The sequence below is a fragment of the Martinezella rhizogenes genome (assembly GCF_027460065.1).
Taxonomy (GTDB): domain Bacteria; phylum Pseudomonadota; class Alphaproteobacteria; order Rhizobiales; family Rhizobiaceae; genus Agrobacterium; species Agrobacterium rhizogenes_C.
In genome coordinates, this window is sequence record NZ_JAPYZZ010000001.1 from 313,403 (window position 1) to 329,267 (window position 15,865).

Genomic DNA, 15,865 nt, shown 5'->3' on the forward strand with positions numbered 1-15,865 from the left:
CGCCCAAGCCCGACAAATTTCAAGCGCTCAGGCTTAACGCACGACGATGTATCTGTCCGAGCGGTGGTTGATGGCGAGGAATATGTTGAGAACGAAAGCACCGATAATCGAATAGACAACGGTTGCGGGATCGATGACGAGAAACGCACAGAGCATGACAAAGGCATCGAAGGCCAGTTGGATAAGACCGGCGCGGATGCCGAAGCGGTCCTGAATATAGATGGCGAGAATGCCGATGCCGCCGAGGCTGGCGCGGTGGCGATAAAGCGCCAGCAATCCGTAACCCAGAAGCAGGCCGCCGAGCAGCGCCGCCCAGAGCGGGTTGATGCTGTCGATGACCATCCAGCGCGCTTCCACTTCCGTCAGGACGGACACAAGGCCGATGGCGATGAAGGTCTTGAACGAAAAGGCGAGACCGAGGCGGCGGAAGGACAGGTAATAGAAGGGCAGATTGACGAGGAAAAACAGCAGGCCAAAGCTGATGCCAAAGGCATAATGAAGGAGAAACGCGACGCCGGCGGTTCCGCCGGTCAAAAGACCGACCTTGGCCAAGAGATAAAAGCCGAGCGCCGACACGATGGCACCCGTAACGATACCCTGTACGTCCTCCACCGGCGCATGTCTGGCCGGATCGGAACTCCACATGCCGTAAACGCTTCTCGTTGTGCTCACGCTTTTTCCCTCAGGTTTCCGGCATATTTTGCACTGCAAAAAACGCGGGATCAAGATGGATACGTAAGCAAGCCTGACCTATCGTGAAAAAGGCAAGAAACGGAATGTTCAGGCTTTGGCGCAGGCAAGAAAGAGAATGCCGGAAAGGGGTTTTCCGGCATCCTTGCGAATGGTGGTTTTGCGGATTTCGATGGGGCAAAAGCCCGACCGCTCAAGGAGATCGATCACGTAGCTCTTGGAGTGCGCGTAACGAAGGGATTCCCGCAGGACGAAACCTTGCTCATCTCCCGCATCCTCCACCGAGAAGGCGAAAAAGCCTGATGGTTTGAGTAGGGCGGAAACGAGCGGCATGACGGTTTCAAGACTGCCGAGATACATCATCACATCGGCGGCGGCGACGAGATCGGCGCGGTGCTGCGTGAGCGTCGGGGTAAAGAGCCCCGATGCCTCTGCTTCCAGCGAAAGATCGGCCTGGCCGAGATGGTCGTAGAGACCCTTTTCCTCGGCCTTGGCGAGCATGTTCTGGGAGATATCAAAACCCTCGAGCCGTTTTGCGAGGGAGCGGATTTCGATGCCAAGGAGACCGGTGCCGCAACCAATATCGACGATGGTGTCAAAGGCGCCGCCTGTCGCCGCTTTGCCGATCAGCTCTGCCAGTTTTTGCGGCACGCTGTAATCCAGCTTCTCGACAAGCGAGGTTTCAAAACGGTCGGCGTAGTCGTCGAACAACCCTTCCACATAACGGCTCGGCGGTTGTTCGGGTGTTTCCGCGGCGCCGAGCACCGCGAGCTTCAGTTCGGCTGCAAACAGCCCTTCCCTATCTAGCCCGGCGACTTTCTCGTAAGCCGCCACCGCCTTTGCGGTCTCCCCCGCCTTTTCGTGATATTCCCCGAAGCGAAACCAGCCCGCCGTCCACCGTGGCGCAAGCTCAAGCGCCTGTTCCATAAGTTCGGCGGCGGCGGGATAATCACCGCTCTCCGCCAACATGCGGGCATAGTCCGCCCGGCGGTCGGCAATGACGTCACCGGAAGAAAACTGGTTTGGGGCCATCAATTATTTCCTGAGAAGATGCCGGCTGTCATTTATCAAGCCATAAAAAAACTCAAGTCCTATTTCATGGCCCCTGCGTGGAATTGGCTGATATGGCGCGATATAGTGCGTGAAAACTTGCATCGAAGCGGTGCGCCCCATATGTCAGGACAAAACAGGAGACTTGCTGATGGCCGGTGAGGTCAACAAAATGCTGGGTGATACGGTGGCCCGCACCGTGGTGAAGCTGCTGGTGGTTTCATTGCTCGTCGGCTTTCTGATGGCAATCTTCGGATTGACGCCATGGAACATTATCTACAGCGCACGCGATTTCGTGGTCGATCTGTGGCGTAGCGGTTTCCATGCGTTGGGCGCCATCGGCGACTATCTGATCCTCGGGGCCACGATCGTCATTCCCGTTTTCATCATCCTGCGCCTTCTGAGCTATCGCCGCTGACATGACCGATACATCACTTCAGACGCTCACCCGGCGCGGCTTCGTGCTGATTTCCGCCGGCTCCGTTCTTTCCGCCTGCGTTTCAATGCCCACTAACAAGGGTCTGCCTTCGGGCACCCGCGACGAGACGGCGGCGGCGCTTCCGATGGTCAACGATCTGCGCCGCTCGAAGGGGCTTTCGCCACTCGCCATCAATGGTGCGGCAAGCGGTGCTGCCGCCTATCAGGCCGGCCGCATGGTCAAGGCGCAGAAGATGGCGCATCTGATCGGCCTTACCGACAGTTTCCTCATTCGCATGAAGGACGGCAAGGTGCCGCTTCCGGCAGCGGAAAACGTCGCAGCCGGACAGGACAGCGTGGAACGCGTGGTGAAGGCCTGGATCGGCTCGCAGCACCATCTCGAAAACATGCTCGGGCCTTATAATGGTCTCGGCGTCGCGGTTGCCTATGATGCCGCCAGCCGCAACCGGCCCTATTGGGCGATGGTGCTCTGCGCCTGAATTCAGGCGCAACGGATCACCCCGCCTCTTAGCTTCTCAGCCGAGCGCGCGGTCAGCCCAGCGGCCCACCGCGCTGTCGCGCAGGTCACGGATCGACTCTACCCCCTCGCGGGCGACCAGCTTCGACAGGCCCTTGACGATGGCCGAGGGCAGGCCCGGGCCTTCATAGACCATGCAGGAATAGAGCTGTACGAGATCGGCCCCTGCCCTCACCTTTTCCAAAGCCGTTTCCGCAGATGAAACGCCACCAACGCCGATGATCGGTAGATCGGCGCCGACGCGACGGCGCATCTTGGCGAGAACCGTGGTGGAAAGCTCAAAGAGCGGCTTGCCCGACAACCCGCCAGCCTCGCCCTTGTGCGGACCGGGCCGCAGGCCTTCGCGAGAGAGCGTGGTGTTGGAGACGATCAGGCCATCAAGATCATGGGCGAGCGCTTCTTCGGCAACATCGTCCAGTCCTTCCTCGGTCAGATCGGGCGCGATCTTGAGGAAGATCGGGATGCGTTTACCGAGGCGCTCCGCTTCCGCCTTGCGGCGTTCCAGCACGGCCGTAAGAAGGGCCGCAAGGCTCTCACGCGCCTGCAGGTCGCGCAGACCCGGCGTGTTGGGCGAAGAAATATTGACGGTGAAATAGGACGCAACCGAATAAAACGCCTCGATGCCCTGCACATAATCGGCGATGCGGTCTTCGCTATCCTTGTTGGCGCCGATATTGACACCAACGATGCCGCGCAGATGCACCTGTTTCAGGCGCTCCAGCGCTGCGGCATGGCCTTCATTGTTGAAACCAAGGCGGTTGATGACGCCTTCATCCTCGACCAGGCGGAAAATGCGCGGCCTGGGATTTCCCGATTGCGCTTTCGGCGTAACGGTGCCGATTTCGGTGAAACCGAAACCGAGCCTCAAAAGCGGTCCCGGTACTTCGGCATTCTTATCATAACCCGCCGCCATGCCGAGCGGATTGGGGAACACAAGGCCCGCGACCGTCTGCTGCAGGCGCGGATCATGCGGCACCATGCAGGTGGGGAGGAAGCCGCTTTTCAGCGCCGCAACGGAGAGCCCGTGCGCCTTCTCCGGATCGATGAGAAACAGGCCCTTGCGGCCGACAGAGGAAAATAATCCGCTCATCACAAAATCTCCGGAAACTGGTGCTGGCCATCATGATCAAGTGAGAGCGGCGTTTCCCAAAGGACCGCGCTTAGGGGAAGCGGGCTGTAGAGATGCGGGAAAAGATCGCCGCCCCTGGAGGGTTCATAGACCAGCTTGTCGCCAAGCGCTGTACCGTCGACCGCGATCAGAAGCAGGTCGACCTGGCCGGAAAAATGCCGCGCGGCGGTCTCTGCCACCTGTTTCGCCGTCGAAAAATGAATGAAGCCATCGGTGAGGTCGATGGCCGCCCCTTCGAAAACGCCCTTCGCCCTGGCCGTATTCCACAACGTCTCCGGCACGATTTTATAGATGATCGCGGGCGTTTCCTGCATGGGGCTCTCCAAGGCTTTCCAGCGCTTTCCTGTCCGGGCGGTTTGCCGCAAAGCATGAAGATTGTCCACAGTTTCCACGGCATTTTTATTACGGAAGCCCTGAAAGACCGCCTGTCCACAAGCTTTTCCTTGTAATGCCGGAGTGATTGGCGCAACCTTTGGCGGAGGAGCCGGACGTGTTTCGACCACCGGCAAAGGGAGTAAGCAAACAGCTGCGAAAGAACCGCATAACGCCCTTGGGAGGGGGCCAGAATGTCGGAACTCGTCATTATCATTGCAGATGACCACCCGCTTTTTCGCGGTGCCCTGAAACAGGCCGTAGCCGGTCTCGACGGGCAACAGACCATCATCGAGGCCGGGGATTTCGAGGCTGCCCGACATGCAGCCGCAGCGCGCAACGACGCCGATCTCATGCTTCTCGATCTCGCCATGCCGGGGGTCAGCGGGTTTTCAGGCCTGATGGCCCTGAGAGCGGAATTCTCCAGCCTGCCGATCGTCATCGTTTCGGCAACGGATGATGCGACCACCGTTCGCCGGTCGATCGAACTCGGCGCTTCCGGTTTCATTTCCAAATCCTCGGGCATTGACGACATCAGGGACGGCATCCGCGCGGTTCTGGAAGGTGATGTCTGGATACCGTCGGGTCATCACGGCGAGAAGGAGCAGGATCCTGACGTGGCTGATCTGATCGGCCGGCTCAGAACGCTGACGCCACAGCAAAGCCGGGTTCTGGGCATGCTGGCCGAAGGACTGCTGAACAAGCAGATTGCCTATGAGCTCAATGTTTCCGAAGCCACCATCAAGGCACATGTCTCGGCTATTCTGCTGAAGCTCAAGGTCGACAGCCGCACGCAGGCGGTCATCCAGCTCGCCAAGATAAATACATCGGCAATGGTGGCGTAGGGCAAGGATTTTATTCCTTTCCTTTCTTTACTCCTGACCGGATTTGGTCTAGATTCCGGTCAGTAAACGACAGGAGCTTTCCGCTATCGGCTCCACTTGCGGGCTTTCTATCATGCTGTCACACGAGACGATCTGGAGCGCCATCGACACGCTTGCCGAACGCCATCAGCTGACGCCTTCGGCATTGGCGAAGCGCGCCGGCCTCGATCCCACATCGTTCAATAAATCGAAACGCTTCGGGCCGGATGGCCGCAAACGCTGGCCCTCGACGGAATCCGTCTCCAAGGTGCTGGAGGCGACGGGCGCAAGTGTCGACCAGTTTTTCGGTTATGCTTTCGGCAGGGCGCAGACAATACAGCCTTCCGGTGCCGACAATGCCATTCCCCTGCTCGGTTTTGCGCAGGCCGGTTCCGGCGGTTTTTTCGATGATGGCGGTTTTCCGGCGGGTCAGGGCTGGGATGTGGTGGAGTTTCCCTCGTCTCCCGAGCGCAAACAGGGAGTTTACGCCCTGGAAGTGCAGGGCGAAAGCATGATGCCGCTCTACCGCGATGGCGACATTCTCATCGTGGAGCCGGGCGCCCAGGTACGGCGCGGCGACCGCGTGGTGCTGAAAAGCCGCGATGGCGAAGTGATGGCCAAGGTGCTGGCGCGGCAAAGCCCCAAAAACATCGAGCTTCTTTCGCTCAACCCCGAACATCCCAATCGCAGCTTCGACATGGCCGATGTGGAGTGGATCGCCCGCATCATCTGGGCCAGCCAATAGGTTCGCAGTATCGCCCCGTTGCGCGCGCTGAGACTATTCCTTTACAGGCCGAGTGTCCTTGCCGCGGCATCGACCGTCATGATCTTTGCACCGCCGGACGCTGCCCTGCGGACGAGGCCCTGAAATCTGTCTTCCGGGCAGCCGTAAAAGCTTGGTGTCTGTGAAACATCATGGGTGAAGATGATGAGCCAGCCACCTTTTTGCAAAACATCCTCAAGCCAGCGGTCGGCAGCATCGAGGTAATTTTGATCCGCACGCAACTCGACTGCGGAGAGATTGTGCGGGTCGACGCGGCCTCGGTTGATGCCAGGCATAATGCCGCGTGTGGTCCTGAATCGACGCCGGAGAACGGGCTGCATGAGAGGCGACGCCATACCGAAAGGAACGGAGAAATTCCGCCCATTGCCGTGTTCATCCAATGAGCCAAGCACGCTGTCATTGCGGTCGAGATCCACCTCAAGACTCTGTCTTGAAAAGCCCGAAAGCTTACGATGAGAAAAAGTGTGGCAACCAAGCTCATGGCCGGCGGCGGCCAACGCAGCGCAGCCTTTCGCTGTAATCATCTGCTGCTTGCCATCGTATTTGTCGATGAACACACCGGCGATGTAAAACGTGCCGCAAACGCCCTCACTTTCGAGGATGCGCGCGCCATTCGTCCAGGCGGTTGCCGGCACATCGTCGAATGTGAAGGACACGATCGGTTCGGATGTTTCGATCCGCACCGTCGGTCCCGGAAAATACCGCACCAGCCGGTTATTGATCCGGTCTGCAAAAGTCCCGATTTTTTGCGTCATACAAAGCCCCCCGGCCTGTCTGCAAATTACTGCCCCTGTTCAAGTATGTCGTGAGCCTGATGCCTCAAACAATAGACCGCGATCAGCAGAGAAGACCAAATAGGCCCGGTTCCGGTAAAGAAATTACTCTCAAGACACGAAGAAAGCAGCGCATACACCCAAATTCGTGCAAAAAGTCGGGTCAGTCCCGGGTCCGTACCCTTGTCTACCGCCGTGTGGAAATCATTTGCGGGTATGATGACCAGCCATATGATGGTGAGAATGAACGCCGGCAGGCCGCCATTCAGTAGGCTTTCCACATAACCATTATGGGCATGGAAGGCCGTGACCGCCCAGGTGCCGGCAATATCGGCCTGCGACAGCAGACGGTCGCTCGTCCAGAATGCCTGGAACCCCTGCCCGAAGATCGGCGACTGCGCGAAGGTATCAAAGGACAGGCGCCAAATGTCCGTCCGGCCGGTGAACGTGGAATCGATCCCCAGGCTTTCGACAAAATTCTGTATGCTCGGGAAATAGGTGGAGCCAACCGCGACGATATTGAGAAAGGCCAGAAGACCGCCGATCATCAGCAAGGTGCGGTGGGCATGCCTTTCCATGATCCAGACCAGCGCCAGGGTGACGGGCAAAAGCATGGCCGCCGTTTTTCCATTGGTCTTCCAGAGAAAGAACCCGGCCAGCAGCGTAATCGCGATGCCGCCCAGCGTCGACCAGGCGTTGCGCAGGTAAAGCCCGATCATGAAAAGAATGATCATGGCCGGGGCGGCGGCGTTCTTGTGATTGAAGATGCCGCGCCAGTCACCCGCGAGCGCCTTTTCATCAAGGTCAAAGGGCTGATGGACCGAACGCGACCGCAGGAAGATCACTCCCAGATAACAGAGCGCCAAGAGAATGAGGGCAAAGATGGCCATCATCCGGTCGAACTGCCGCCGGTCCCGTGGCATGACGACGAGAACGCTGGTGATGAAACATAAAAGTGCGGTGAAGACCAGGCGCTGCAGCGAGGTGCCGGGTTGGGTGCCGAGCACCGAGCAGATCGCCAGCCAGAAAAACAATAGCAGGATGGGCAGGCGCGGCCTCAGCAAAAGCCCCGTCAGCCGATGGCGCAGTGCGAAAACAGCCAGGATCAGCGCAATCACGAGGCCGGTCAGCTGGTTTGCGGCGGCGCGCGGCACGGGCGGCGCCGCGAGATTCTCGAAGGGAGCCACGGAAATCCAGATATAAAGCATGGTGGCGACGAAAAAAATCGCGTCGCGCCGGCCGCCGGCAAGAGATATGGCGCTGCCTTGCGCAGCGATGGGCTGTGTATCAGCCAAACGCGGCATGGTCGCGTGCACCGGAACTGGACAATCGGATCATGGGCCTGCCTTGTGACGAACAACGAAACCCTTCTGAAACAGGGCCATGTCCAAATAACCATAAACAGTCATTATTATGTAATTGCTTTAACCCTCTCTTACCTCAAGAAGGATAAGACAGGATAAACTGCAATCCATTCGGGTTGCGGGCTTTTACAGTATTGGCCGGTTGCGGCTTTTTCAGTTCGCGGATTTTTTGGAAAACAAGCGTAGTCATTGTTGGATTTGTCCGGCAATGCCGGAAACATGGAGAATGAGGTGTCGTTCAACACGCCGCGATTCGGCCATCTAGTCAGACTGGGATTGACCTATATGGCGTCCGGCGGGGCGCTTCTGATGTCCAGCGCCGCCCAGCTCCTGACCTTCGCGCTGCTTGCCCGCCATCTCGGCGTCGAACAATTCGCGCTTTACGCCTCGATCACGGCCGTCACCAATCTTGGCGTGCAGATCTGCGGCATCGGCTCGCAGGAATCGCTGATCCGCCGCGTCGCGCAGGATCGCAGCATGTTCCCCGTCATGCTCGGCCACAGTTATCTCCTGAGTGCTGCGACCGGCGTGGTGCTGACAATCATCGGCATGGTGACGATCCCGGTGTTTTTCCCGACCTCGGAAACATTGCTGCACACGCTGATCACTACCTTCCTGATCCTGTTCACCAATCTCGTCCTCTTGAAGGTCATCTCGCTTTCCACGCAGAGTTTTATCGCCCATTCCAACTTCGCCTCGGCCAACAAGCTGGAAGTGATGTTCGCCGTCGCCCGTACCATTGCCGCGGTGGTGGCCTGCCTCATCTTCAAGGTGGAAACGGTTGAGGCCTGGGCGATCTGGAACCTCGCCGCGCACACCGTTGCAGCCGTGATTTCCGTCAAGGCGATCAACAGGCTCGGCCGCCCGGTGTTCCGGATCGTGCGCGAGGAAATCCGCATCGGCATCCTGTTTTCCACCCAGTTCCTGTTCAAGGCCGTGCGCGGCAATGCCGATATTCTCGTTCTCGGCGCCATTGCCAGCGCCGAGGTGCTAGGCAGCTATTCCATCGCCCGGCGTATTCTCGACAGTTCCTATCTTTCCGTCGAGGCGCTCAACCGGCTGATCTATCCAGGCTCGGCGTCAGCTGCCCTGCAGGGCATCACCAAGACCATAGAGCGCGCCTATAATGTTCTGAAGGCAGCGCTTTTTATCGCAACCGGCAGTGCGCTGGTGATCTTCATCATCGCCCCCTTCCTGCCGCTGCTGTTCGGCGACGAATATGTTTCTCTGCCGATCATCACCCGCGTGCTGTGCTGGGTGGTTCTGCCGATGGCCGTTGCCGCCACCGCACTCGAGGCGCTCGGCGCCTCCGGGCGTCAGGATATTCGCGCGAAGATATGGAACAGCGGCAATCTCATCGGCTCCGTCGTCGTCGCCTTGTTCACCTGGTCCTTCAGCATTTCGGGAACGATCGGCAGCTATTTCCTGGTGGAGACCGCGATCGCCGCCGCCGTGTGGATCGCGCTTCTGCGCCTGCGGCGCCATGAAGCGGTTTTCGCGCCAGCCAAATAAAGGCTGTCGCGACGGTCGATCAGGATTTCTAATAAAGCCCGTAAGGGAAATAACGCCGGTAAATCTCTTCCAGCCGGCCATTTCGCGAAAGGGCGGCCAGCGCCTGATCGAAAGCCGGCACCAGTACATTATCCGGATCGACCGCCATGATGGACAGGCCTTCACCGAGAAACCGGTCGGACATATAAGGACCGCCGAAGAGCGCACAGCAGCTTTCGGAAGCACCTCCCGAAACCCAGAAAGGCAGGCGCAGGCCATCGGCGAAGATGGCGTCCACCTTGCCTGTCTTCAACGCCTCATACATGGGCTCATAGCCATCGAAAACGTCGACCCTGGCTTTTGGAAAAAACGCTTTCAGCATCTGTTCGTGCCGCGAATTGCCAACCACACCCACCTTCTTTCCCGAAAGCGCATCCGCGCCGGAGCCGGTGAATTTCCCCGCCTTGTTTACCGCAAGCCGGGCGGGCAACAGCAGATAGGGCCGCGAGAAGGTGAAGCTCTTGCGCAGATCGGCCGTGGTGGCGAGACCGGAAATCACCGCTTCGCCCTCTCCCATTTCGAGCGCCGCTTCCAGCTCGTCAAAGGGCAGCGCCTGCACCTGGCACTTGCTTTCCACCTTCAGCTGGGCACAGATTTCCCGCACCAGATCGACATGGAAGCCCGCAAGGCGACCCTCCTGATCGGTGAAATTGAAGGGCGGGAAATCCACCGACATCAGAAACCTGATGCGGGGAACGGAGGAAAGATCGCCACCCGGAAACCGCTCCTGCGCATCAAACAGTACCGGCATGCGGTTTCCGTCCGAGAGACCTTCGGCCTGAGTTTCACTAAAGTAACCAACAAATTGTAAAGCGAAAGCTAAAGTAAAATAAATACCTATATTTCGCGTTACATTCGTTATTCTCATCTATACTATCCGTGACAGGAAGTGGGCGTTACCATGATGGCGGCGGCGATGCATGGATTATTTCAGGCAATATACACGAGATTCGTTTCGCACGACGCCGGCAGAGCGAAAAATTGCATTTTCCCATACCGATGAAAATCCGCTTAGGGTCCCTCCTGAACAGGGCCGGACCGGACAGGTCCGTTTTCTCCGTTCACTGGGATTGGACACGTCGCATATCACAGCATTCGAACAGCGCGCGCTGAAAAACGGCTCAACGCTGGAAGACGAATTGCTGGCAAGCGGCCTCGTCACGGCGGAAGTTTATTTCAGCGCCTTCGCTGGATATCTGAGATTGCCGTTTCTCCCGGAAATCGCGTCGGAACAGGTGGCGGATTTAGATAATCTCGATCTTCAGCTCACAGAACCGAGGTTTCTGCGGCTGATGCCACAGGACGGTAAAACGGTGCTGCTGATCGTGCCGGAACTGGGGCGGATGGATTTGCTGAAAACCATATTGGATGAGCGTCCGCATCTTTTTGACGAACTTGCCTTGACCACGCCACAGGCCATGCGCGGCGCGATCTGGAAAGCAGGTGAGGCCCGCCGCCTGGCGGAAACCCGGCAGCGGCTTTTCAGCGCCGCGCCCCAGCATTCCGCCAGGATCATACTGCACGGCCAGCAGGGTTTTTATGGCGGCGTTGTCGCCACCCTGCTTGTCCTTTCGCTGCTGACTTATACTGAAATAGCCTTGGTCTGGCTTCACGCCACCCTGTCCATGCTCTACCTCAATACCCTGCTGTTCCGGCTCTTTGCGCTCATCCATACGCCCCGGGAAACCGACATGGAAACGGCCCTGTCTCTTCGGCACGAAAACGAACTGCCGGTTTATACAATTCTGGTGGCGCTCTACCGCGAAGAGGCTGTCATCGAGCAGCTCGTCAGTGCTTTGGAGCGTCTGGACTGGCCCCGCTCGCGGCTCGATATCAAGCTTGTCTGCGAGGCCGACGACGGCACGACGATCGAGGCCATCCGGCGGACAAATCCCGGTCCGCACATGGAGATCGTCAAGGTGCCGCCTTCCGAGCCGCGCACCAAACCCAAAGCCCTCACCTACGCGCTTTCCGGCGCGCGCGGCACATTCGTTGTCGTCTATGATGCCGAAGACCGGCCCCATCCGCAGCAATTGCGCGAAGCCTATGCCGCCTTCCGCGAGCAGCCGGAGGATGTCGCCTGCCTGCAGGCGCCGCTTATCATCAGCAACGCCTCATCCTCCTGGCTGAGCGCCTGTTTCGCACTGGAATATTCCGGCCTGTTCCGCTGCATGCTGCCAGCGCTTGCCGCCCATGGACTGCCGCTGCCACTTGGCGGCACCTCCAATCATTTCCGGACTGCCGCGTTGCGGCGGGTCGGTGCGTGGGACCCCTACAATGTCACGGAAGACGCCGATCTTGGCCTCAGACTGCACAGGCTCGGCTATCGCTGCGGCGTCATCCGGCGCCAGACGCTGGAGGATGCACCGACATCGATGTCCGTATGGCTGAACCAGCGAACGCGCTGGTTCAAGGGCTGGCTGCAAAGCTGGCTGGTGATGACCCGTACGCCCTTTGCAACCGCACAAACCATGGGATGGTTTGCCTATATGACCTTCCAGCTGCTGATCGGCGGCATGATTCTGTCGTCGCTGATGCATCCCTTGCTCTTCGTTTCCCTGGCATTCATGGCCATGGCCATCCGGGAAAACGGTGTTGGCCTGCTCTTCACATGGCAAGGTGTGCTGTTTTTAATCGATGCGCTGAATATCGTCGGAAGTTACACGATCTTCGTGCTGATGGGTCGAAGCAGAATGATAGCTTATGAAAGACGACAGGTCGGAAAGCGATGGCTGTCGATGCCTTTATATTGGCTGATGCTATCCGTCGCGGCCTGGCGAGCTGTGGTGGAGCTTAAAACCAGACCTTTCGTCTGGAACAAGACGCCGCATGCGCCGGTCGCCAAAGACAAGACCTGACGCAGTCCTCGCGACAGCAGCCAAACGGCATAACGCATCTTTCGGTCAGCGAAAAAGGCATCCCGCCGTTTCAGCCGATTACGAAGCCCGTTCGGACTTCGCGCCACCACTGCCATCAATGCGTGTAACATCAACCCGCCTTGCCGAATGAAGATCTTCCTCCGGCAAGGTCCGTCATTTTATCTGAAGGCGGCTCAATGGCCTATTTGGCCACGAGCTTGTTCTTGATCAGGCCGACGATGATCTGCACGATCAGACCGCCGACACCGCCACCAACGAGCTGGCCGGCAAGAGCGCCGATATCCACGCCGCCGGCGGCCGCAGTGCCCGCGGTGCCGAGCAGCGATCCGAGTACGGTTCCGCCGCCGATCCCGCCAATGGCGCCGGCAATCAGATTACCGAGCGAGCCAAGATCGGAATCCTTCAGTATCTTTCCACCAGCCGTGCCGCCCACCGCACCGCCGACGATCTGGGCCAATATCGAAGTAAGATCCATGCCATCCTCCTCAGTCGTTTCCCCGACCATTCGGGGAAACAAAGCCTCTTATTCACGTCTTCGCAGGCTGAACCGAGCCGGCATGGCCGGCCTTTTCTTCCTCGCCGAAAATTTTCCAGACCACGGCGCCAATGGCACCGCCAACAATTGGGGCAAGCCAGAACAGCCAGAGCTGCTGCAGCGCCCATCCGCCGACGAACAAAGCTTGTCCGGTCGAGCGGGCCGGATTGACGGATGTGTTGGTGACCGGAATGGAAATCAGATGAATAAGGGTGAGCGCAAGACCGATGGCGACAGGCGCGAAACCGACCGGAACCCTGCCATGCGTCGACCCCAGAATGACGATCAGGAAAAATGCCGTCAGAATGATCTCGATCAGCAGCGCAGATAGCAGAGAATATCCACCCGGCGAATGCTCACCATAGCCATTGGCGGCAAAACCGCCGATTTCGGCGCCCGCCTTGCCGGTGAGAATGACATAAAGCGCCGCAGCCGCGACGACCGCCCCCAGAACCTGCGCCACGATGTAAGGCACGAGGTTCGCCGCCGGGAATTTGCCGGCAACGGTGAGGCCGACGGAAACCGCCGGATTGAAGTGACCGCCGGAAATGCCGCCAACCGCATAGGCCATGGTCAGAACCGTCAAGCCAAAAGCGAAAGCAACACCCAGGAAGCCGATGCCGAGTTCAGGAAAAGCGGCGGCAAAAACCGCACTGCCGCAACCTCCGAATACGAGCCAAAAAGTACCAAAAAATTCCGAGAGAAACTTGCGACTCATAACACTTCCCCATTCATGTTACGACCGCATCAACTATTACGTGCAATTTAATCGTAGTCAAGCTAAATTGCATATTATCCCTTGCCAAGCGCTTCGATGACAAACTTGGCCCAGCGCCGGGCGCTTTCATCCCCACGCCGTTCGACGTCCGGAAAATAACGGTTTCAGCCTGCTGTGGCTTCTTCCGATACGTCCAGAAGAAAGCTCGGCCCTATTCCATTCGTGAGCCAGACCCCATTTTGAGCCCGGAAGAACTGTTGGCCTGCCTGATGCAATTGAAGGGTCGGGATCACCAAAATGACGGGTTTCCCATGCCTTTCTCCAACCTTCTTCGCTGTTTGCCTGTCAGCGGAGAGGTGGACATATTGCCGGTTCTGCGGAAGCAACCCTTTTTCCCGGATGCTGTCGAGAAAGCGGATCGCGGTGCCGTGATAGAGTAAAGCGGGCGGCTCGACAGGCTCGAGACCCAGATCCACCACCACAGAATGACCCTGATTGGCCCGGATGAACTCCCCATCGGCAGAAATGGCAAAGCGCTTCTTGTCGCAAGTATCAACAATTTCGAGCAGCAACCCGCGCATCAGGGGAACATCAGCCTTTGCGATCAAGTCCTCGATATTCGCCCATCCTTCAGGGTCGAGTTCGATGCCGATCGCATCCGGCTTGTGACGCAGGACATAGCTTAGAAACTTACTGATGTCGCTGAGAGACTGTGCCATCGGGATGCTGATTTCTCTTATGGCTCTTGAATATCCAGCATATGGATTTGCGGCATCGCTGGAGCGGGTGAAGGGAATCGAACCCTCGTATTCAGCTTGGGAAGCTGCTGCTCTGCCATTGAGCTACACCCGCGCAGGCTAAGACATCGGACAGTTCGTGGCGGGTGTCAAGCGCCCCGCCGCGGTTCATTATTCGGCGCGGAAATGTTTGGACAGCTTCAGCCCCTGCGCCTGATAATTGGAGCCGAGGCCGGTGCCGTAGAGGCCTTCCGGTTTTTCCAGCATGTGCTCGTAAACAAGCCGTCCGACGATCTGGCCGTGTTCCAGGATGAAGGGCACCTCATGGCTGCGGACTTCAAGCACGGCGCGGCTGCCGGTGCCGCCCGCCTGCGCATGGCCGAAGCCGGGATCGAAGAAGCCGGCGTAATGCACGCGGAATTCGCCCACCAGCGGGTCGAAGGGCGTCATTTCGGCCGCATAAAGCGGTGGCACATGCACGGCTTCGCGTGAAACGAGAATATAGAACTCATCTGGATCAAGGATCAGTTCCGCACGGCCACGGGCGAAGAGCGGTTCCCAGAAATCGAGGACATCGTGCTGGGCCTTCTTGTCGACATCCACCACCGCCGTGTGATGCTTGCCGCGATAGCCGATCAGCCCGTTCTCACCGAAACCCTTGAGGTCGATTGAAAGCGCGATACCGCCGCCGGTCACATTCGGGTTCTCGCTCGCTACCAGCGTTTCCGTCTCGTGCAGCTTCAGCACTTCACTTTCATTGAGAAGCGCGTGGCCGATGCGGAAGCGAATCTGCGACAGGCGCGAGCCACGGCGCACCACGATGGGGAAAGTGCGCGGGCTGATTTCCAGATAAAGCGGGCCAGTATAGCCAGCCGGGATCTTGTCGAATTCCTGCGCATTGTCGGTCATCACGCGGGTGAAGATATCGAGACGGCCGGTCGAGCTTTTCGGATTGGCCGAGGCCGACATGTCCGCCGGCAGATCAAGGCTTTCCATCAAGGGAACGATATAGACACAACCGGTTTCCAGCACCGCGCCCTGGCTGAGATCGACCTCGTGCAGACTGAAGCGGTTGAGCTTGTCGATGACGCGGGTTCCGGGACCGGGCATGAAGCTGGCGCGGACGCGGTAAGCTTTCGAGCCTAGCCGCAGATCGAGGCTGGCGGGCTGCACCTGGTCGACATCGAGATCGGCCTCGCTTTTCAGCTTGCCGCCCGCAAACAGCGCCCGGATTGCGCCATCCGCCAAAATGCCCGTGGTTCTCGTCCCCGTGGTTCTCGTCATGGTCATCATTCCTTTTTACGGCGACAAAACCAAAAGGAAAGCATTGACGCAAGCCGGTAACGGCAGTATGGCAAGCTTATCCCGTGGTGATTTGGCCGGTCGGCTTGCAGCCACGTTAAACAAGTGGCTAAAAAGACCGGGTGCTAGGAACCGGTCTGCTTTTGCGGCCGGTTTTTTTGTT

At 58.4% G+C, this 15,865-nt stretch carries 17 protein-coding genes, 1 tRNA gene and 1 riboswitch; of the genes, 6 read left to right on the forward strand and 12 right to left on the reverse strand.

Annotated elements, in window-relative coordinates; all coding sequences use genetic code 11:
• Positions 1–33 precede the first annotated feature (33 nt).
• Positions 34–672, reverse strand: coding sequence for a YitT family protein (locus O8B93_RS01505; protein WP_405048994.1), 639 nt, complete (start codon positions 670–672; stop codon positions 34–36).
• A gap of 108 nt (positions 673–780) precedes the next feature.
• Entirely contained in the window at positions 781–1,722 is a 942-nt protein-coding gene (locus O8B93_RS01510; protein ID WP_269708063.1) for a class I SAM-dependent methyltransferase, read from the reverse strand.
• Between the two features lie 169 nt (positions 1,723–1,891).
• Between O8B93_RS01510 and O8B93_RS01515 the strand changes: the two genes are divergently transcribed.
• Together O8B93_RS01515 and O8B93_RS01520 are read left to right on the forward strand one after the other, a co-directional pair.
• Positions 1,892–2,158, forward strand: coding sequence for a DUF6460 domain-containing protein (locus tag O8B93_RS01515; RefSeq protein ID WP_046800527.1), 267 nt, complete (start codon positions 1,892–1,894; stop codon positions 2,156–2,158).
• Between the two features lies 1 nt (position 2,159).
• Positions 2,160–2,657: a CAP domain-containing protein gene (locus tag O8B93_RS01520; protein WP_174007101.1), complete on the forward strand. Its 498-nt coding sequence runs from the start codon at positions 2,160–2,162 to the stop codon at positions 2,655–2,657.
• Between the two features lie 36 nt (positions 2,658–2,693).
• Here O8B93_RS01520 and O8B93_RS01525 read toward each other — a convergent pair whose 3' ends face one another.
• Both O8B93_RS01525 and O8B93_RS01530 read right to left on the reverse strand, forming a co-directional pair.
• Positions 2,694–3,785: a quinone-dependent dihydroorotate dehydrogenase gene (locus O8B93_RS01525; protein ID WP_269708065.1), complete on the reverse strand. Its 1,092-nt coding sequence runs from the start codon at positions 3,783–3,785 to the stop codon at positions 2,694–2,696.
• On the reverse strand, positions 3,785–4,138 hold the full coding sequence (locus O8B93_RS01530) for a DUF952 domain-containing protein (protein ID WP_269708066.1): 354 nt from the start codon (positions 4,136–4,138) through the stop codon (positions 3,785–3,787). The genes O8B93_RS01525 and O8B93_RS01530 overlap by 1 nt, the downstream gene beginning before the upstream one ends.
• A 252-nt stretch (positions 4,139–4,390) precedes the next feature.
• Between O8B93_RS01530 and O8B93_RS01535 the strand changes: the two genes are divergently transcribed.
• Both O8B93_RS01535 and O8B93_RS01540 read left to right on the forward strand, forming a co-directional pair.
• Positions 4,391–5,041, forward strand: coding sequence for a response regulator (locus O8B93_RS01535; protein ID WP_173986230.1), 651 nt, complete (start codon positions 4,391–4,393; stop codon positions 5,039–5,041).
• A 112-nt stretch (positions 5,042–5,153) separates the two neighbouring features.
• Positions 5,154–5,804 carry a S24 family peptidase gene (locus O8B93_RS01540; RefSeq protein ID WP_269708067.1) on the forward strand — a complete coding sequence of 217 codons (651 nt, stop codon included), beginning with the start codon at positions 5,154–5,156 and terminating at the stop codon, positions 5,802–5,804.
• A 41-nt stretch (positions 5,805–5,845) separates the two neighbouring features.
• Here O8B93_RS01540 and O8B93_RS01545 read toward each other — a convergent pair whose 3' ends face one another.
• Together O8B93_RS01545 and uppY are read right to left on the reverse strand one after the other, a co-directional pair.
• Entirely contained in the window at positions 5,846–6,598 is a 753-nt protein-coding gene (locus O8B93_RS01545) for a polysaccharide deacetylase family protein (RefSeq protein WP_269708068.1), read from the reverse strand.
• Positions 6,599–6,624: 26 nt separating this feature from the next.
• Positions 6,625–7,920, reverse strand: coding sequence for a Wzy-type polysaccharide biosynthesis protein UppY (uppY, locus tag O8B93_RS01550; protein ID WP_269708069.1), 1,296 nt, complete (start codon positions 7,918–7,920; stop codon positions 6,625–6,627).
• Positions 7,921–8,199: 279 nt separating this feature from the next.
• Between uppY and uppX the strand changes: the two genes are divergently transcribed.
• A complete protein-coding gene (gene uppX, locus O8B93_RS01555) occupies positions 8,200–9,492 on the forward strand; it encodes a Wzx-type polysaccharide biosynthesis protein UppX (RefSeq protein ID WP_269708625.1) in 1,293 nt (430 codons plus the stop codon).
• 28 nt (positions 9,493–9,520) lie between these two features.
• Here uppX and O8B93_RS01560 read toward each other — a convergent pair whose 3' ends face one another.
• Entirely contained in the window at positions 9,521–10,282 is a 762-nt protein-coding gene (locus O8B93_RS01560; RefSeq protein ID WP_269708070.1) for a transporter substrate-binding domain-containing protein, read from the reverse strand.
• Between the two features lie 169 nt (positions 10,283–10,451).
• Between O8B93_RS01560 and O8B93_RS01565 the strand changes: the two genes are divergently transcribed.
• The gene (locus tag O8B93_RS01565) at positions 10,452–12,389 is read left to right on the forward strand and encodes a glycosyltransferase family 2 protein (RefSeq protein WP_269708071.1); all 1,938 of its coding nucleotides are present in this window, start codon (positions 10,452–10,454) and stop codon (positions 12,387–12,389) included.
• A gap of 202 nt (positions 12,390–12,591) precedes the next feature.
• On the opposite strand, the gene O8B93_RS01570 is transcribed toward O8B93_RS01565, so the two are convergent.
• The 5 genes from O8B93_RS01570 to O8B93_RS01590 all read right to left on the reverse strand — a co-directional run bounded on the left by O8B93_RS01570 (position 12,592) and on the right by O8B93_RS01590 (position 15,684).
• Positions 12,592–12,885 (reverse strand): hypothetical protein, encoded by a 294-nt coding sequence (locus tag O8B93_RS01570; protein WP_035215513.1) that lies wholly within the window; start codon positions 12,883–12,885, stop codon positions 12,592–12,594.
• 52 nt (positions 12,886–12,937) lie between these two features.
• Entirely contained in the window at positions 12,938–13,663 is a 726-nt protein-coding gene (aqpZ, locus tag O8B93_RS01575) for an aquaporin Z (protein ID WP_269708072.1), read from the reverse strand.
• Positions 13,664–13,827: 164 nt separating this feature from the next.
• Complete coding sequence (locus O8B93_RS01580) at positions 13,828–14,382, reverse strand: RNA 2'-phosphotransferase (protein WP_269708073.1); 555 nt, start codon at positions 14,380–14,382, stop codon at positions 13,828–13,830.
• A gap of 59 nt (positions 14,383–14,441) precedes the next feature.
• Positions 14,442–14,515: transfer RNA gene (locus O8B93_RS01585), tRNA-Gly, on the reverse strand.
• 56 nt (positions 14,516–14,571) lie between these two features.
• On the reverse strand, positions 14,572–15,684 hold the full coding sequence (locus O8B93_RS01590; protein WP_405048996.1) for a 2'-deoxycytidine 5'-triphosphate deaminase: 1,113 nt from the start codon (positions 15,682–15,684) through the stop codon (positions 14,572–14,574).
• Positions 15,685–15,757: 73 nt separating this feature from the next.
• A riboswitch (SAM riboswitch) is annotated at positions 15,758–15,836 on the forward strand.
• Positions 15,837–15,865 lie beyond the last annotated feature (29 nt).